The sequence below is a fragment of the Roseivirga ehrenbergii genome (assembly GCF_001593005.1).
Lineage (GTDB): Bacteria > Bacteroidota > Bacteroidia > Cytophagales > Cyclobacteriaceae > Roseivirga > Roseivirga ehrenbergii.
In genome coordinates this window covers 81,641-98,441 of record NZ_LQZQ01000001.1, presented here as the reverse complement: position 1 = coordinate 98,441, position 16,801 = coordinate 81,641, and the positions used below count along the sequence as shown (strand labels likewise).

Annotated in this window: 14 protein-coding genes; 8 read left to right on the top strand and 6 right to left on the bottom strand. The window is 39.5% G+C overall.

Annotated elements, in window-relative coordinates:
* Positions 1-68: 68 nt before the first annotated feature.
* Both MB14_RS00430 and MB14_RS00425 read right to left on the bottom strand, forming a co-directional pair.
* On the bottom strand, positions 69-485 hold the full coding sequence (locus tag MB14_RS00430; RefSeq protein ID WP_062587551.1) for a thiol-disulfide oxidoreductase DCC family protein: 417 nt from the start codon (positions 483-485) through the stop codon (positions 69-71).
* 39 nt (positions 486-524) lie between these two features.
* Positions 525-3,377, bottom strand: a complete 2,853-nt coding sequence (locus MB14_RS00425) for a T9SS type B sorting domain-containing protein (RefSeq protein ID WP_062587549.1) — start codon at positions 3,375-3,377, stop codon at positions 525-527.
* Positions 3,378-3,560: 183 nt separating this feature from the next.
* Here MB14_RS00425 and MB14_RS00420 point away from each other — a divergent pair, with 183 nt between their 5' ends.
* From MB14_RS00420 to MB14_RS00405, 4 genes are all read left to right on the top strand, one after another.
* Positions 3,561-4,235 (top strand): succinate dehydrogenase cytochrome b subunit, encoded by a 675-nt coding sequence (locus tag MB14_RS00420; RefSeq protein ID WP_062587547.1) that lies wholly within the window; start codon positions 3,561-3,563, stop codon positions 4,233-4,235.
* A 13-nt stretch (positions 4,236-4,248) separates the two neighbouring features.
* Positions 4,249-6,258 (top strand): fumarate reductase/succinate dehydrogenase flavoprotein subunit, encoded by a 2,010-nt coding sequence (locus tag MB14_RS00415; RefSeq protein WP_062587545.1) that lies wholly within the window; start codon positions 4,249-4,251, stop codon positions 6,256-6,258.
* Between the two features lie 46 nt (positions 6,259-6,304).
* The gene (locus MB14_RS00410; RefSeq protein WP_221405447.1) at positions 6,305-7,060 is read left to right on the top strand and encodes a succinate dehydrogenase/fumarate reductase iron-sulfur subunit; all 756 of its coding nucleotides are present in this window, start codon (positions 6,305-6,307) and stop codon (positions 7,058-7,060) included.
* Positions 7,061-7,326: 266 nt separating this feature from the next.
* Positions 7,327-10,425, top strand: coding sequence for an MBG domain-containing protein (locus MB14_RS00405; protein WP_062587541.1), 3,099 nt, complete (start codon positions 7,327-7,329; stop codon positions 10,423-10,425).
* Between the two features lie 76 nt (positions 10,426-10,501).
* Here the strand turns inward: MB14_RS00405 and MB14_RS00400 are convergent, their stop codons facing one another.
* Positions 10,502-10,879, bottom strand: coding sequence for a MotA/TolQ/ExbB proton channel family protein (locus MB14_RS00400; protein WP_062587539.1), 378 nt, complete (start codon positions 10,877-10,879; stop codon positions 10,502-10,504).
* A 159-nt stretch (positions 10,880-11,038) separates the two neighbouring features.
* On the opposite strand from MB14_RS00400, the gene MB14_RS00395 reads away from it, so the two are divergent.
* Positions 11,039-11,788 (top strand): LytR/AlgR family response regulator transcription factor, encoded by a 750-nt coding sequence (locus MB14_RS00395; protein WP_062587537.1) that lies wholly within the window; start codon positions 11,039-11,041, stop codon positions 11,786-11,788.
* Positions 11,789-11,799: 11 nt separating this feature from the next.
* On the opposite strand, the gene MB14_RS00390 is transcribed toward MB14_RS00395, so the two are convergent.
* The 3 genes from MB14_RS00390 to MB14_RS00380 all read right to left on the bottom strand — a co-directional run bounded on the left by MB14_RS00390 (position 11,800) and on the right by MB14_RS00380 (position 14,188).
* The gene (locus tag MB14_RS00390; protein ID WP_062587535.1) at positions 11,800-12,492 is read right to left on the bottom strand and encodes a hypothetical protein; all 693 of its coding nucleotides are present in this window, start codon (positions 12,490-12,492) and stop codon (positions 11,800-11,802) included.
* Positions 12,493-12,542: 50 nt separating this feature from the next.
* On the bottom strand, positions 12,543-12,824 hold the full coding sequence (locus MB14_RS00385) for a DUF427 domain-containing protein (protein ID WP_053223786.1): 282 nt from the start codon (positions 12,822-12,824) through the stop codon (positions 12,543-12,545).
* 140 nt (positions 12,825-12,964) lie between these two features.
* Entirely contained in the window at positions 12,965-14,188 is a 1,224-nt protein-coding gene (locus MB14_RS00380; protein WP_062587533.1) for an NAD(P)-dependent malic enzyme, read from the bottom strand.
* Positions 14,189-14,464: 276 nt separating this feature from the next.
* Here MB14_RS00380 and MB14_RS00375 point away from each other — a divergent pair, with 276 nt between their 5' ends.
* From MB14_RS00375 to MB14_RS00365, 3 genes are all read left to right on the top strand, one after another.
* Complete coding sequence (locus MB14_RS00375) at positions 14,465-15,313, top strand: universal stress protein (protein WP_062587530.1); 849 nt, start codon at positions 14,465-14,467, stop codon at positions 15,311-15,313.
* A 72-nt stretch (positions 15,314-15,385) separates the two neighbouring features.
* Positions 15,386-15,739, top strand: a complete 354-nt coding sequence (locus MB14_RS00370) for a translation initiation factor (protein ID WP_062587528.1) — start codon at positions 15,386-15,388, stop codon at positions 15,737-15,739.
* Positions 15,740-15,871: 132 nt separating this feature from the next.
* On the top strand, positions 15,872-16,792 hold the full coding sequence (locus MB14_RS00365) for a proline iminopeptidase-family hydrolase (RefSeq protein WP_062587526.1): 921 nt from the start codon (positions 15,872-15,874) through the stop codon (positions 16,790-16,792).
* The last annotated feature ends 9 nt before the right edge of the window (positions 16,793-16,801 follow it).

The following is a 16,801-nucleotide window of genomic DNA, read 5'->3' as shown; positions in this document are numbered from 1 at the left end:
TTTTGAGAAGGCAAAACTAATTCTACTTTGCTTGTCAACCAAAAGTTGAAGGAATTAAGCAGCTAGGTTTAAATAAACCTTTGCTTTAATTCAGGAGTAGGCATTCGGCAAGAATCCTGCTTTCCGAACCATTTATAGCGATTTTTTCCGATAATGTCATAAATGCCATGTCGGATAAAAGGAGGAATAAGAATGAAAATATAGAGCAACGGCCAGAGTCCGTTCAGCTTTTTGGCAATGCGCAGTGCGGCTGAACTTTTTCGATAAACCTTACCGTTACTGAGCAATACCAAACTGTCGAATTCTTCTTGATTAAAGCCCAATTCTTTCAGTTTTGATTGGCCAAAATCGGATTGAAGTGCAGCAAACTTAAAATGCTTTTTAGGGTCTCTGTCAATAATAAAATTGACAGAGCTATTACAGAGGTTACAAACACCATCAAAAAGCAAAATATCGTGTTCTTGATTGTTTATAGTTGTTTGCATACCATTGAGACAGTTTGAGGTTCATTAAAGTTTCAACGACTACCGTACAATTTTCACCCAGTTCTTAAACTCCATTGTCTCTTTTTTAGGGTTGAAGACATCGAATGTTACTATCGCTTGATAGTAATAAGTACCTTCTGGTAACTCTTTACCACTATTGTCTCTTCCGTCCCAATCAATAAAGTAATTAGGTTCAACTGCGCTTTGAGTACTGTAACTATAAATCTCTTGTCCGCCCCAACGGCTGAAAACTTTAAATTCAATGTTTTTCACAAAACGAGGACATTTTCCATTTGGTCTGTCAAAAGCCCTGAAGGTATCGTTAAGGCCGTCACCATTTGGAGTAAAGGTGTTTGGCAATTCATAATTAGGGCAGTTGTCAAAGCACACAGGTGCGCTTAGGCTGCTTTCGTTGTTAGAACGATCTACAGAACTGACTCTATAACAGCCTTTATAAGAACTAAGGCCCGTGTGGGTAAAGCTAGCGTCTCTTGAATTTCCTACCAAAGTGAATGTTCCTTCAGCACCTGAAGGTGAGAAGTAAATATTATAACTGGCAATGTCTCCGTCAACGTCATTAGCATTCCAAGTAAGCGTGTTTGAAAAATTGCTAAAAGCACAACCAAGGTTTTCTAAGTCGCCACAGTTCGGACTATCTAATACGATTAAGCCATCTATTTCTTCCGCACCATCTGGAATCTCAATTTCTGGTTCTTCTGGGGCCACATTATCATTGGGTTGAATGCATAGTTTTTGAGAATCGTTAATCAAAGGTGAAGGAATTAGGTCATTGCCATAGCTTCCTTGTGTGGTTACAATGTAGCAATACTCTCGGTCGTCAAATAAAGGAGTATTATTAAAACTGCCATCGTCAAAATAGATAAAGCCACTATTGGTTACTTTAACACTGTCAATTAATACGAAATTATTTTCATCAGTGGCCGCAGCATCCGTACGGTTTCGCATGATATAGTGATAAGGGTACTCCTGTACTTTGTTCGTCCAAGGTACATTGGCTTCCCATTTCAACTCAACGGCTTGAACAAGACCTAAAGCACTAAGCCAAACTGAAGATGCGACAGAAGAGCTATCGATTAAATTATCACCAGAATCGTAAAAACGAACTTGATAGTGATACGGAATTTCTTGCGTGTTCAGTCCTGTGTCAGTATAAGTAGTATCGGTTGTAGATGTTACTAGTGTACGTCCAGCAGTTCCCGTAAATCCTTGATATCTAATTAATTCATACCTAAATGGAGGAGGGAAAAGCACTTGGTCTATTTCGAGAGGAGATGTCCATTTTACAAACATTTCTCCATTTGTAATGTCCGTTTCTTCTACGGAAATATTTGTGATTGCAGGAACATCAAGTGGAATAAGTGCACACGTTTCTATAGAGGCATAGCTTGTTCCACCCTTCGGCAGCGGAAATTCTGCTACAATTCTATAACAATAATTCACACCAGGCCTTACATCATTTGTGTCGACATAATTGGTTTGATTGATAGGTACTTGGTCTATTAATTCATAGCCCGAACCATCAGGAATTCCGAGGTTACAGTTTTCAGGATCGAAGTCGAAACTGTCTACTCTTCGGTAAATTTTCATTACCGGGTTAAAGTTTCTTCCAACATAATTATCCCATGTTAGCTGAATAGAGCGGGCATTGGCAATTGCGGAATTTAAGCCTGTAGGCGCTGGCGCCACAACGGTTACATACCAAGTGGCAAACTCTGTTAGCGAAGGAGCATCAGGGTCTGTTGGTTTGTCTGACACTTTAAATTGAATTTCGTAAGGTCTTCTTCTTACATGAGAAATGTCGGTTTGCCAGCTAAATGCATGGTCGGCTGGCTGTTGTCTGAATGATGGTTCAGGGGTGAATTGTGCGGCATTTGGGTTTAAATCGAAAACACCGCCAAAAGCTTCGACTAACACTTTATTATTGTCAGGATCGGTACCTCTGATTACTGCTTCTAATATCGCGCCTGCTTCAATACAAGTGTCCGCAGGTATTTCTAATTCAGGTCTTTCATTGTCACAGTCTTCTATGAGAATCTGCATGTCACGTGTTACATAACCGAGTAGCTCATATCCTCCAGTGATTTCAGAATAGCGCCATTCTTCAACTATAAAGGCTGCATTGTATTCTCCTGCAACCATAGGAGCGTCCCAGGTAAAAGTGCCTGTAATCGGATCAATCTCAAATTTGGCAGGGCTTCCCCCATCCTCTCTTAATGTTGTTATCGAAGGATCATTCAATGGCACATAACCACTTACTTCCACGCCTCTGTCTTGCAAGAGATTTACCATTCTGTAAGCCAAGCTATCTCCATCAGGGTCGTATGCCCCTGGGTTATGTGTAAACCTAGCCCCAATACATCCGCGATCAATAGGGGGAATAGTTAATTGAGGTGTGGCATTAACATCTAGTCCTGGGTCAATTCTCAGTACCGTTTCAATGTGAAAAGGTACTTGTTTAGAGCTTCCTCCATTGATATTCAGAATACCATCATTACGGTTTTGTTCTGTATAACTAACTACATAGACTCCAGGGCCATCAAAAGTGTGTTCGATTTCTATTACGGTCATGGCCGTTTCATTGCCAATAGACCTTTCTTCAAAATTGACTGAAGCGTCTTCGATTGTTTGGCGGTTTCCTCCTTGCAAAGAACCAATGGTTCTGCCTTGACCAAAATTAATAATACCACCATCGGCAACTTGTATTGGAGAGCCTGTATCAGAATAAATAACAATAGTGAACCTAAATTTTAGGCTTGTTTGTGAAATCCTAACGGCTGTGATTTCACCAGCTCTTATGTGGGTAGCCCAAGCTTGTACACAGGCTAATAATAAAAATGAAATGATAAAGAATGTTTTTCTCTGTAACCCCATGCAATACCTTGGTTTCTGCTTTAACGCAATATCATTAATAACTTATACTTCTGAACAAAAAAACTTTACAATCTGTTTACCCCGCGAGTTTCTAATTTAGAATGTATTCAAATAAAAGAGCCATTTGATTACTAACGATTGCAAACTTAACTTTGGCTACCAAATTTAATCTTTAATAAATTAATGAGCTGGTTAAAACAAACCTTTACGAGTTCTATTGGCAGAAAGTTTGCCATGGCACTCTCAGCCCTTTTTCTAGTTATCTTCTTACTTCAACACTTCATTATCAATTTCACCTCAGTACTGAGTGAAAAAACTTTTAATGAAATTTCTCATTTCATGGGAACTAACGTGTTGGTGCAGTTCGCTCTTCAGCCCGTACTTATTTTCGGTGTGATTTATCACTTCGTAATGGGGTTTGTTTTGGAGATTAAAAACAGAAATGCACGTGCTATTAAGTATGCGATGAATAAAGGAAGCGAAAACTCTACGTGGTTTTCGAGAAACATGATTTACTCAGGTTTTGTAATTTTTCTCTTTTTGTGTCTCCACTTCTACGATTTCTGGATTCCAGAAATATCGCATAAGTATATCGAGGTGTTGCCAGAAGACTCTACGAGGTACTTTGGCGAAATGGTAGAGAAATTTCATGACCCATTGAGGGTAGGATTATACGCTTTAAGTTTCGTGTTTTTGTCACTTCATTTGATGCACGGTTTCCAATCGGCATTTCAGTCTGTAGGGGCAAGGCATAGCAAATATACGCCTGCTATTAAAAAATTGGGTACGCTATACGCCATCATAATTCCTGCGGGTTTTATTTTCATTGCGCTGTATCATCATCTAACTGCTCTTTAATTCATAAGTAGCCATGACGAAATTAGATTCTAAGATTCCAGAAGGTCCTATTCAAGACAAATGGACTAACTATAAAAATCATATTAAGCTTGTAAACCCAGCTAACAAACGTGCTATTGATGTAATCGTAGTGGGGACTGGACTTGCAGGTGGTTCTGCTGCTGCAAGTTTGGCCGAGTTGGGTTATAACGTTAAAGCATTCTGCTACCAAGATTCACCTAGAAGAGCGCACTCTATTGCAGCTCAGGGTGGTATTAATGCAGCTAAAAACTATCAAGGCGATGGTGACTCTACTTACAGATTGTTTTACGACACCGTTAAAGGGGGCGATTACAGATCGAGAGAAGCCAACGTTTACCGTTTAGCAGAAGTTTCTGCCAATATTATTGACCAGTGTGTGGCCCAAGGCGTTCCTTTTGCAAGAGATTATGGAGGGTTGCTTGATAACCGATCTTTTGGTGGCGTTCAAGTTTCAAGAACATTCTATGCTAAAGGGCAAACAGGTCAGCAGTTGCTTTTGGGTTGCTATTCAGCCATGTCACGCCAAATTGGCAAAGGAAAAATCAAAATGTACAACCGTCATGAGATGTTGGACATTGTGAAAGTAGACGGAAAAGCCAGAGGTATTATTGCTAGAAACTTAGTGACCGGAGAAATCGAAAGACATTCTGCTCATGCTGTAGTAATTGCGTCTGGAGGGTACGGAAACGTATTCTTCCTTTCTACCAATGCAATGGGTTCAAACGTTTCGGCAGGTTGGAAAGTACACAAAAAAGGAGCGTTCTTCGCTAACCCTTGTTATACTCAAATCCACCCAACTTGTATTCCTCAGCACGGAGATCAGCAGTCTAAACTGACATTGATGTCAGAGTCATTGAGAAATGATGGAAGAATTTGGGTTCCGAAAAAGAAAGAAGATGCTGAGGCTATTCGAGCTGGTAAATTGAAACCAACTCAGATTGCTGAAGAAGATAGAGATTACTACCTAGAAAGAAGGTATCCTTCATTCGGCAACCTAGTACCAAGAGACGTAGCCTCAAGAGCAGCGAAAGAACGTTGTGATGCGGGTTATGGTGTAGGAACAAACGAAACGGGTGAGGCAGTTTACTTGGATTTCTCTTCCGCAATCATGCGTTACGGAAAAGAACAAGCGAATATTCAACATATCCACAATGCTTCTGAGACCAAAATCAGAGAGTTGGGGGTTGATGTAATTGAGAAAAAATATGGTAACCTTTTCCAAATGTATGAGAAGATTACTGCCGATGATCCATACAAAACGCCAATGAAAATTTACCCAGCAGTGCACTATACCATGGGCGGTGTTTGGGTTGATTATAACTTAATGACCACGATTGAAGGTTGCTATGCCATTGGTGAAGCAAACTTCTCAGATCACGGTGCCAACCGTCTTGGTGCTTCTGCTCTAATGCAAGGTTTGGCCGATGGTTACTTTGTATTACCGTATACCATTGGTGATTACTTGGCCAACGATATTAGAACAGGTGAGATTTCTACTGACTTACCAGAGTTTGTAGCGGCAGAAAAAGAAGTAACCGACAGAATTGATTTCTTTATCAATAATAAAGGAACAAAATCGGTAGACTATTTCCACAAGCGCTTGGGTAAAGTAATGTGGAATAAAGTAGGTATGGCTAGAAACGCCAAAGGCTTAACCGAAGCAATTGCTGAGATTAAAGAAATCCGTGAGGAGTTCTGGAAAGAAGTGAAAGTGCCGGGTAGTGCTGATAGTATGAATCCTGAATTAGAGAAAGCAGGTCGTGTGGCCGATTTCCTTGAATTGGGTGAGCTATTTGCTAGAGATGCCCTTTTGAGAGAAGAGTCTTGCGGAGGTCATTATCGTGAAGAGTATAGCACTGAAGAAGGTGAAGCCATGCGTGATGATGAACACTTTACGCATGTTTCAGCTTGGGAGTATAAAGGAGAACCAGCAGATGCTGTGTTGCATAAAGAGCCTTTAAACTACGAGAACATCGAGCTCAAGACCCGTTCATACAAATAATTAATTGAGAATTTAAGAATCAGAAAATATGTCAACAGCAAACGGATTGAATCTTACACTGAAAGTTTGGAGACAAAAGAACGATAAAGTGAAAGGCCAAATGGAAACCTATCAGGTATCTGATATTTCGCCAGATAGCTCTTTCCTTGAAATGATGGATATTCTCAATGAAAAATTGATCAACGATGGGGGAGACCCAGTTGCCTTTGATCATGATTGTAGAGAGGGTATTTGCGGTAGTTGCTCAATGTATATTAATGGAGAAGCTCATGGGCCAGGTAGAGAGATTACTACTTGCCAACTACATATGCGTGAGTTTAAAAATGGTGAAACGATTTACATCGAGCCATGGAGAGCTAAAGCATTCCCTGTAATTAAGGATTTAGTAGTAGACAGAGGCGCTTTTGATCGCATTATGGCGGCTGGTGGTTTTGTGAGTGTGAACACTTCAGGAAACACTCAAGATGCTAACGCTATTCCAATTCCAAAAGCAGATGCAGATAAGGCTTTTGATGCGGCTACTTGTATTGGCTGTGGAGCTTGCGTAGCTTCTTGCAAAAACTCTTCGGCCATGCTATTTGTTTCTGCCAAAGTATCACAGTTTGCACTACTTCCTCAAGGTAAAGTAGAAGCTAAAGAGCGTGTACTCAATATGGTACAACAAATGGATGATGAAGGTTTTGGTAACTGCTCTAATACGGGAGCTTGCGAAGTGGAATGCCCTAAAGGCATTAGCTTAGATAATATAGCACGTATGAACCGTGAATACATGAGCGCTAGTTTTACAGCGGATAAGAAGTAAAGATAATTTGACTTAATAATTAATCCCCAGTCTAGCAATAGGCTGGGGATTTTTTGTTGTATCCTCATGAGGTCCGTCCTACAATAGTGTTAACTAACTTCCAACAGTTGTGTTTCTATCAATGATCATCCAAAATTCGTGTCAATTTTCAAGCAGGGAAGATAGTTTGCCCAAATTTTTTTTATATAAATGTGTTTTTTTTAATTGTTATCTATTGAGTAAATAAGGAATTGGTTTATTTTGCTCTTAAATATTTATTTCAACTAATGAGGGTTTTATTAATCAGTCTAATCGGAATTTTAATTTGTACTTTTAGTCAATCTCAAACCAATAGTTTACCAAAGCTAGACCTTGATGAGATTCAAGTAAAGGAAGCCACTCTCATAGAGTTGAATTTGTCCATTAAAGACGATGATGGTGATCCGGTAAGTCTTCAGGTTGACAACCTACCAGATTGGCTTAGTTTGAATAAGACAGTTAAGATGGAAGCAACCACCATCTTTAAGTTAAACCTCGATGATGACTCAAGGTCTTATGGGACTGGTAAAGACGGTAACTTACAAAATGCAACTGGCACCTATTTTTTGCGAAGTGTAGCTATAGACAATGAAGATAATTACTATTTCATAGATGGGAGGTATCTCAGAGTATTTGATGGAGAAGAAATAAAGACTCTATATACAATTCAAAATAAGAATGCCCTTAACATAATTGAATTTGCATGGATTAGGTTTTCGGGGAGTAGATTATTTGTTTCAGATTACAGCAGAATATTTGAGTTTAAGGATGGTGAGCTTACTTTATTCGTTGGAGCAGTTGACAAAGCTCCAGGTGATGTTGATGGTCAAGGAGATCAAGCGAGGTTTAAGGTGATAGCTGATTTTATTTCTGATGGCAAGGATGGTCTTTTTGTGGCTGATGTTGACTCCCGTAAAATTAAGCATGTTAGCTCTTCTGGGCTCGTAACAACTTATGCTGGTGGATTATCTACATCAGTAGATGGTCCATATTTGAGTTCAGGGTTTCAGTTGTTGAAGAAAATAAGACTTAACAGTAAAGGAGATTTGATAGTTTATGAAGGGTTTGAAGCTAAATTAAGAAGGTTAAGAAATGGAGTAGTTGAAACTATTTTTCCAACAGCACAAAGTCCCGTGCTTCGGGGATCCCTAATACACTTTCATCTGGATGGCTTAGGGGGCTTTATAAGTTTAAAGGATCAGTTTTTGGAGGGTTATGATGAGTATGGGAAACTAACCCTGAGCAGAATGGTGGTGAGGGATCATGTCGATGGTGATTTATCCAATATGGGATGGCGTACTGCTATGGATATTTCTTCTCTTAACTATGGATCATTTCTACTTGCTGATCAGACCTCAAGTGCAGTTAGATTGATTAAATATTCCTATGAATATACTCTAATGGGAACTCCTCCTGAGGATATTGAAGGCATAACAGAGTTGACTTTTAGGCTGAATGATGGAATTGGAGATGAGGTTACTTATCAAATACCACTGGGTATGAGTCAACCAAACACACTACCTACAGTAACTACCATACCAAATGTTGAAGAAATCTTTGCGGTAGATAAAACCATGGATATTGCTTTGTTCGATTACTTCTCTGATGCAGAAAATTCAGATTCAGAGTTGACTTATGAAGTGGTTACCAACTCGGATAATTCTGTTGTAGTTACTTCTGTTATCAATTCAGCAGATGGGCTTCTTAAGCTGTCAGTAGTTAATGCAGGAACTACCACCTTAACCTTAAAAGCAACGGATACAAGAGGAGGGATGATTACTACAAGTTTCGAGGTGAATATCGCCAAGGCAGAAGCATCCATCGAGTTTGGCGCATTGAGTTTCATTAACACCGGAGAAGCAAAACCTGTCACGGTCACTACTGTGCCATCAGGGCTTAATTTCACGCTTACATATGCGGGACAAACAAGTGCGCCATCTGCCGTAGGAACTTATGCTTTAGAGGCTGTTATCGATGAGCGTAACTACGCCAAAGTGGCTACTGCTGAACTGGCCATTATAAATATTGCTCCAGAGGCAATGGCGCTTTCCGCCAATACTATTTTTGAAAATTCAGCCGAAGCTACTTTGATTGGTGAGCTTTCAGTAACTGACCAAAACCCGACTGATACACATCGGTATAGTTTGCCTACTGGCACTACAGACAATGGTTCGTTTACCATTACAGATGCTAAACTATATGCCAGCAGTAGCTTCAACTTTGAGGAAAAGGCCAGCTATACGGTTACTGTACTTGTTACTGATAACCATAATGCGACCTATCAAAAGGAGTTTATGGTTACTGTAACAGATGTAAACGAAGCGCCAACAATTGATGCTTATGCTGAAATACAGGTGGTGAAAAACTTGGGAAGCCTGAGTATTACCCTCACAGACTTGAGCGCAGGGGAGGACGCAAATCAAACAATCACCATTACTTCGACAAAGTCTGGTGTAATTAAGTCAAATAGCGTGACTTTAAGTGCCGACAAAACCACAGCCTTATTGACTTTTGAAACAGAGACAGATCAAGAGGGCACGGGAACAATTCAGGTAACCGTTCAAGATGATGGTGGCACAGCCAATGGAGGAGTAGATACCAAAACGATTGACATACCAATCAAGGTGTTGGCGCCAAATGTTACTGTCACTAATGGAAGTAATTGTGGGTCAGGTTCTGTGAGTTTATCAGCAGCAGGAGCCGATAGTTATAAATGGTATGCTGCACCGCTGGGTGGAAGTTCACTTTCTAGCGAAGCAACTTATACAGTTGATCTTCAAACATCATCAACATTTTATGTAGCAGGAGTGGTCAGCGGAACAGAATCGAAACTCAGAGTGCCAGTCAGTGCAACGGTATTTGATGCCTTGGCTGTACCAGTAATTACAAACACAGACAATGTACTTTCTGTAACCGCTATTACTGGACTAAGTTACCAATGGATGAAAGATGGGGTGAATATTGACGAAGCAACTGGTAATAGCTTTAGCCCGACAGAATCGGGTAACTATAGCGTTGTCATAAGCAATACGAACAACTGTTCAGCCACCTCAGTAGCAGAAGAGGTGATTATTACAGGCATTGAAGACGTATTGTATACTTTGGCGGTGAATGTTTATCCAATACCAAGTTCAGACTACGTCTATTTAGAGTTTGACGAAACCTTGAGAAAAGGAACAAAAGTTCAAATGGTAGATAATTCCGGAAAACAACTGGTGATGAAAGTGCTCACAGAAGCTACAAATAAACTAACCATTGATGTGCGAAAAATGCCAGAAGGTATGCATACCATCGTTGTTCAGGATGGAGCCAAACTTGCCCGCAAGAAAATCCTGATCCAACGATAAGTTCTATAGAAATCAAAAAGTAAACCCCGAGTCTAGCAATAGGCTGGGGATTTTTTGTGCGAATGAGAAACGGTGATTATTCAGTTGTTGCTTTATTGGTCAGTGCCCTCAGAGCAAAATAAATAAGCAAAGACAAAGTATAGATCATCAATCCGTAGGTAGGCGTGATAAAAGAGATTTTCAAACCAGCGGCCAATAAACTAGGAGATATATCCCCAGCCATTTCAATGGCCTGAAGTGCCCCCATCAAGTCCATGGCACTGGCCAATAACCCGATGATAAAGGCAAACAGGCCTACCTCTTTTATAAGGCTTATCTTTCGTTGTGAATTCTCATTCACCTGATTGGCTAAAACAGCTTTAGCACTAAGAACCGACAAAACGATCATGATTACGGCAACGATAGTTTGAATGCCCATGAACAACTTACTTCCTGAAAAAAATAACTCTAGCATAATTTGAATATTTAAGGGTTAATACTTGCTTTCAAAGCTATTAAGGAAGCTTCTCAAAGTGTAAGTCATATCCATCCGTATACTTGTCGTTAGTCGATATTTGGGTTAAAATAGTAAGAAAGGAGCGGAATTAGTTAACGTTTTACTTAATCTTGAATAATGATCAAGCATTCTCGTCAAGTCATATTTTGGGCATTAGTCTTCCTTTTTTTAAACCTTTTGTTTGGTTTGAAATGGAGTAATTATCTCGATTCTTTTTACTTCACTTCTATGCTTATGCCTGTGGCAATTGCCACATCATATTTTTTCAACCTTTTTTTGGTGCCGCGATATTTAGAAACGAAAAGACACTTCTGGTTTGTGCTTTATACTTTTTACACCGTGGTGGTGTCTGTTTTTTTATCGGGCCTTATTGCCATGTCAGCCTTTGTGTTTCTCACCGATTTCAATTGGAATCGGATGAGCCCTGTGGCTGGCGATGTATTGCAGTTAGGAGTCATTATCTATTTTATAGCTATTTTATTCTCTTTTATTCGAGTATACCGAGCGAACCTTAAACGAGATGCCAGAATTGCAGCTTTGGAGGAAGCAAATCAGAAAAACCTATTACAAACCATCACAGTAAGGTCAAACCGCGAAGCCGTTTCAATTTCAGTTGATGATATTCTTTATATAGAAAGCCTTGCCGATTATGTTAAAATCAACACGCTTACTGGGGTCGTGATTACCAAAGAAAAAATAAGTGGTTTAGAGAAAAAGCTTCCAGAATGGTTTATTCGGATTCACCGTTCATTTTTGGTAAACAAAAATAAAGTCGAAGCCTTCGGCCACGATTATGTTAAAGTTCAAACCCAACAACTTCCTATTGGAAGGAAATACAAGAAAGAGGCCTTAGAAAGGATGAGTTGAAAATTGTGTTATTAAGAAGTTTCTATGTCTTCAGTAAGGTGTTCAAAAAAATCGGTATTTAAGCTTTTTGGTAAATCCACCGATTGGTCTATATAGACAGTGTTCATGTCCATTTTAGAGTTTTCAAAGGAGAAAAAGAATCGCTCATTTGTACTAGTCATTCCTCCTATAATATTGACTAGATCTTGCTCGGTATATGACATAAAGAATAAACTGAGGTTTTGACTTCGTTGGAATCCAAAAGTGTTGTCAGCTCCATAACTGTTTGCCATAAATTGAACAATAAACATTAAATCGGCAATGCTATCCACTTGCGTTAAGTGAGCAATAATAGTTTTTCCCTTATTGTGAATTGCGAACTCAATCGAAGCCCCATTTTCGAGATGAAGAAGGGCTTCTTCTAGGTCTGTTTTAATTACTGAGTGCGCAAAATCACCTTTGATTATAATGAAGTTAGAAAGCTCGCTAGAGTCTATTTTGAGTTTGTTTTGACTATTATTTCCCTTTATAATCTTCTTAAAGTGTTTGGACTTAGGTGCTTCATCTTTACTCTTAAATAGTCGTTCAGTGAAAATATCTAAAGGATCTAAGAACCTTACAAGTGCTTTAAAGAAATTACGGATAATCTCTAATGGACTCTTTAAGAAAACTACTATACCAATAACAAGCAAGCATATCAGAGCTACGTTCAGAAAGGTCTCCATTTAATGTTTGAAGTTCTAAGATTAAAAAGTAGCCCTTAAAGTACTAAAGTTTACTCTTCAACTTTCACCCCTCTCCAAAAAGCTACATAGTTTTTGATGCCTTTGGCCATTTCTTTGGTTTCTGGGTAGAACCAAGCTGCATCTGGGTTTTCGCTACCGTTTACTTCAATAGTATAATAACTGGCTACTCCTTTCCATGGGCAGGTGGTATGCGTGTCTGTTTTTGTGAAGTATTCTTTTTTGATTGAATCGTGTGGGAAATAGTGGTTTCCTTCAATCACAATGGTGTCGTTACTTTCTGCAATTACTTCTTCGTTCCAAATGGCTTTCATAGGCTTAAAATTAAAATTGAGGTAAGCTATTCCTGTTTTAGGAAGCTTACCTCAATTTAACCGAGCATACTGGCTGCTGGTTCAAAGTTTATTTATCAAATGTCGCATAGTGAACAATTGGATAATTTCACTACATGAATTTAGCCTTTTAATTTGGTTTCTTCTCTTTCGATTTCGGCTTCTAATTCTCTTTCATGATATACGGCTTGCTCAACCGCGTTGGCCACAACATCCGCCAAAGAAGTATCTAGCGCAGAAGGAATCACCTGATCTTTGGTAGGGTGCTCAACACTCTTTGCAATAGCAAAGGCAGCGGCTAGTTTCATTTCAGTACTGATGGTTTTTGCACGGGCTTTCAAAGCACCTTTGAAAATACCAGGGAAGGCCAAAACATTATTGATCTGATTAGGATAATCACTTCTACCCGTACCGACAATGGCTGCTCCACCTTCAAAAGCTTCTTCTGGGTGAATTTCAGGTTCAGGGTTAGCCATAGCGAAAATGATAGGATCTTTGGCCATATTCTGAATATCTGCCTTGGTAAGCACATCTCCCTTGCTCACTCCAATAAAAACATCGGCACCTTTAATAATCTCATGAATATCACCTTCTACATCTTGGAAGTTTGAGTACTTTAAAAGCTCAGTTTTAGCTGAGTTTAAGTCGTACCTTCTTCTGTGAATAGCGCCCTGACTATCGGCAACGATCAATTGTTTAATTGAAACACAAAGTTCAGATTCTACATTGTAGCAACGCAAAAGCTTAGCGATGGCAATTCCCGCAGCACCAGCCCCATTGATCACCACTTTCATGTCTTCTACTTTTTTGCCAACTACTTTGGCTGCATTAATCAAAGCCGCAAGGGTTACAATGGCCGTTCCATGTTGGTCGTCATGAAAAACAGGAATACCAAGGTCTTGTAGTTTTTCTTCAATAATAAAGCTTTCAGGCGCTTTAATATCTTCAAGGTTAATACCTCCAAAAACAGGGGCGATTCTTCTAATGGTATCTATGATGTCATCAGTATCATCGCAATCCAAGCAAATAGGAAAGGCATTTACCCCCGCGAATTTTTTAAAGAGCATGGCTTTACCTTCCATTACGGGTAGAGATGCTAAAGCTCCAATATTACCTAAACCTAAAACGGCTGTTCCATTTGTAATCACGGCAATAGTATTGCCTTTAATGGTCATGTCGTAGGCCAGCTCGGGATTTTTCTCTATTTCTAAACAAGGTTGAGCAACTCCTGGCGAATAAAGCAAAGAAAGGTCATCCTTACTGTTTACATCCATTTTATTGGTGATTTCAATTTTCCCTTTGAGGTTGTTATGTAGGTCGATTGACTTTTTATATACTTCTTTCATATTCGTAATTCCGCTTTTCAATTCTTTACCCCCATTGGGTAAACGGCCGTAAAGTTAGGTATATCATCGCTATTAGCCGCCAAATATTCTTCTTCAGATCATTAAATGTTGTGAGTTGGTGATTGTATGTGTATCTTTTCTGGGCATTATATTTGGAGGAATAAACTTTCTTTTTAAAACTGGAAGTTCTAAAAACATGACGTACATCATTAAAATTATCTAACCATTTTCGGTAATTCATGGTTGATAATATGGAATCACTAAAAAACTAAAACCATGAAAACCATCCTTGTACCCATAGATTTTTCTGAGCAGTCTAAATATGCTTTGAATTTTGCTGCTCAATTGGCTAAAAAAGGTAAACTTCAAATTCAAGCCATTCATATTATTGAAGGGCCTCAAAACCATACTTTCAATACTATGGGTGATGGTATTGCCAATGAATCGGAGGACTATTTTTTCTTGAAGCAATTGCATGATAAAACCAAGGAAAACATGCGAAATCTTGTGGAAAGTAAGGCTTATGCAGGAATTGATATTACAGGTTCTGTGGAGATAGGGAACCCGTATCAGAGTATCTCAAAGGCCATTGCCGATCATCAGGCTGATTTGGTTGTGATGGGTTCTAAAGGTGTAAGTGGGATTGATGAAGTGTTAATTGGCTCGAATACTGAAAAAGTAGTGCGTCATGCCAAATGTCCTGTAATTACTATCAAGTCAGAAGTAAAATTGAATACCATTCGGAATATAGTGTTGGCTACCAATTTACGCGAAGAGCAATCAAGACTATTTGTAGAGCTTAAAAAGCTACAAGCATTAACCGGAGCTAAATTGCATTTAGTGAAAATTAATACCACCAACGATTTCCATACTCAGCGTCAAATGCAAGATGAGTTTGTAAGGTATATCAACGACCATCAATTGGCCAATGTGCATACCGCAATTTATAATGAGACTTCTGAAGAAGAGGGGATTTTAGCTTATGCCGAAGATGTTAATGCAGATATGATTGCCATTGGAACACACGGTCGAACCGGCTTGCTACATTTATTGAGCGGAAGTATTGCTGAAGATTTGGTGAATCATTCTCAAATTCCAGTTTGGACGCTCTCTAGGAAGAAATAGGGAGCGATAGATCCAAAATCAGAATTTCAATACTTAAAGCCCGAAATTGCTCGGGCTTTCTTATTTTTGAAAATGGCCAAGAAAAGTAATCGAGATAAGGGACGCTCTGGTGTGGTTTATTCTACCAGTGATGATTTCCAATACGAATATGAAAACGATTTCACTCAAGAAACCTTAGCGCCTAGTGCTCAAAAGTTGAAGGTGATGTTAGACAAAAAAAGCCGTGGAGGCAAGCAAGTAACCCTTGTAGAAGGTTTTGTCGGTACCGATGACGATTTGAAAGAATTGGGTAAACTACTCAAGCAGAAATGTGGTGTAGGTGGGTCGGCCAAAGATGGGGAGATTTTAATTCAAGGAGACTTTAGAGATAAAATACTCCAGTTGCTCCAATCGGAAGGCTATAATGCCAAAAGGGTAGGGGGTTAGCAGAGTACGAAATCGTAAAAAGATCAAGGAACTCCAAGGCTTTATATGATTCAGGAAGTTGGCGCACACCGCTTTTCATCCTGAGGAACGAAGGATCTGGAAACGGGAAGTTTTTAATCAACATTAGAACTTATGAGAACCCTACTTTTACTCGCCATTTCTTCTGTGTTACTTGGCTGTCAGTTCAGTAAAAAGGAAATCCTCACTACTACGGGATTTCTCGAAATCAACGGTTCTCAAGTGTACTATAAAACCATGGGGCAGGGCGAGCCACTGGTGATTGTACATGGTGGCCCAGTGATGGAGCATTCTTATTTTCTCCCTCATTTTGAAGAGCTCGCGAAAGACTACCAACTTATCTTTTACGATCAAAGGGCTTGCGGTCAGTCTTCTGTCGAGGTACAAGTCGCAACAATGAATCTGAATGGTTTTGTGGAGGATTTAGAGCAAATCAGACAAGCGATGAAGCTAGAGAAAATCAATTTGTTCGGCCATTCTTGGGGTGGATTGCTGGCTATGAAATACGGTATCAAATACCCTGAAAATTTAAATCACCTTATACTCTCCAACTCCATTGCGCCCAGCGTGGCCGATTGGCAATTAGAAGGTGGTCGTATTTCGGAAAGGGCTACGAATAAAGATCGTGAAGACCGCCAAACCATCATGGAGTCTGGGGCATTGCAAACTGTAAATCCTTCTAAAGCGATTGAAAAACTCTTGCGCATATCATTTCGACCTCAAATGTACGATACCACGAACTTGAGTAAGCTCAAGCTCTTTGTACCACAAGATTATATGCAGCGCAGTCAGGTTTTTGGTTTACTTGGGTCAGATTTAACTGACTTCAATCTTTATTCTGACTTGAAGAAAATCACCTGCCCTACGTTGATTATCTATGGCAGTGAAGAACCTGCCGCAAGCCTTCATGCCGAACAAATGACGGATAGCTTCCCTAATGGTCAACTGTCCATCATTCAAAAATCTGGTCACTTTCCTTTTGTAGAAAATGAAAAGCAGTTTTTCGCAACCATTCAATCCTTTTTAGAAAAATAATATCAAGCG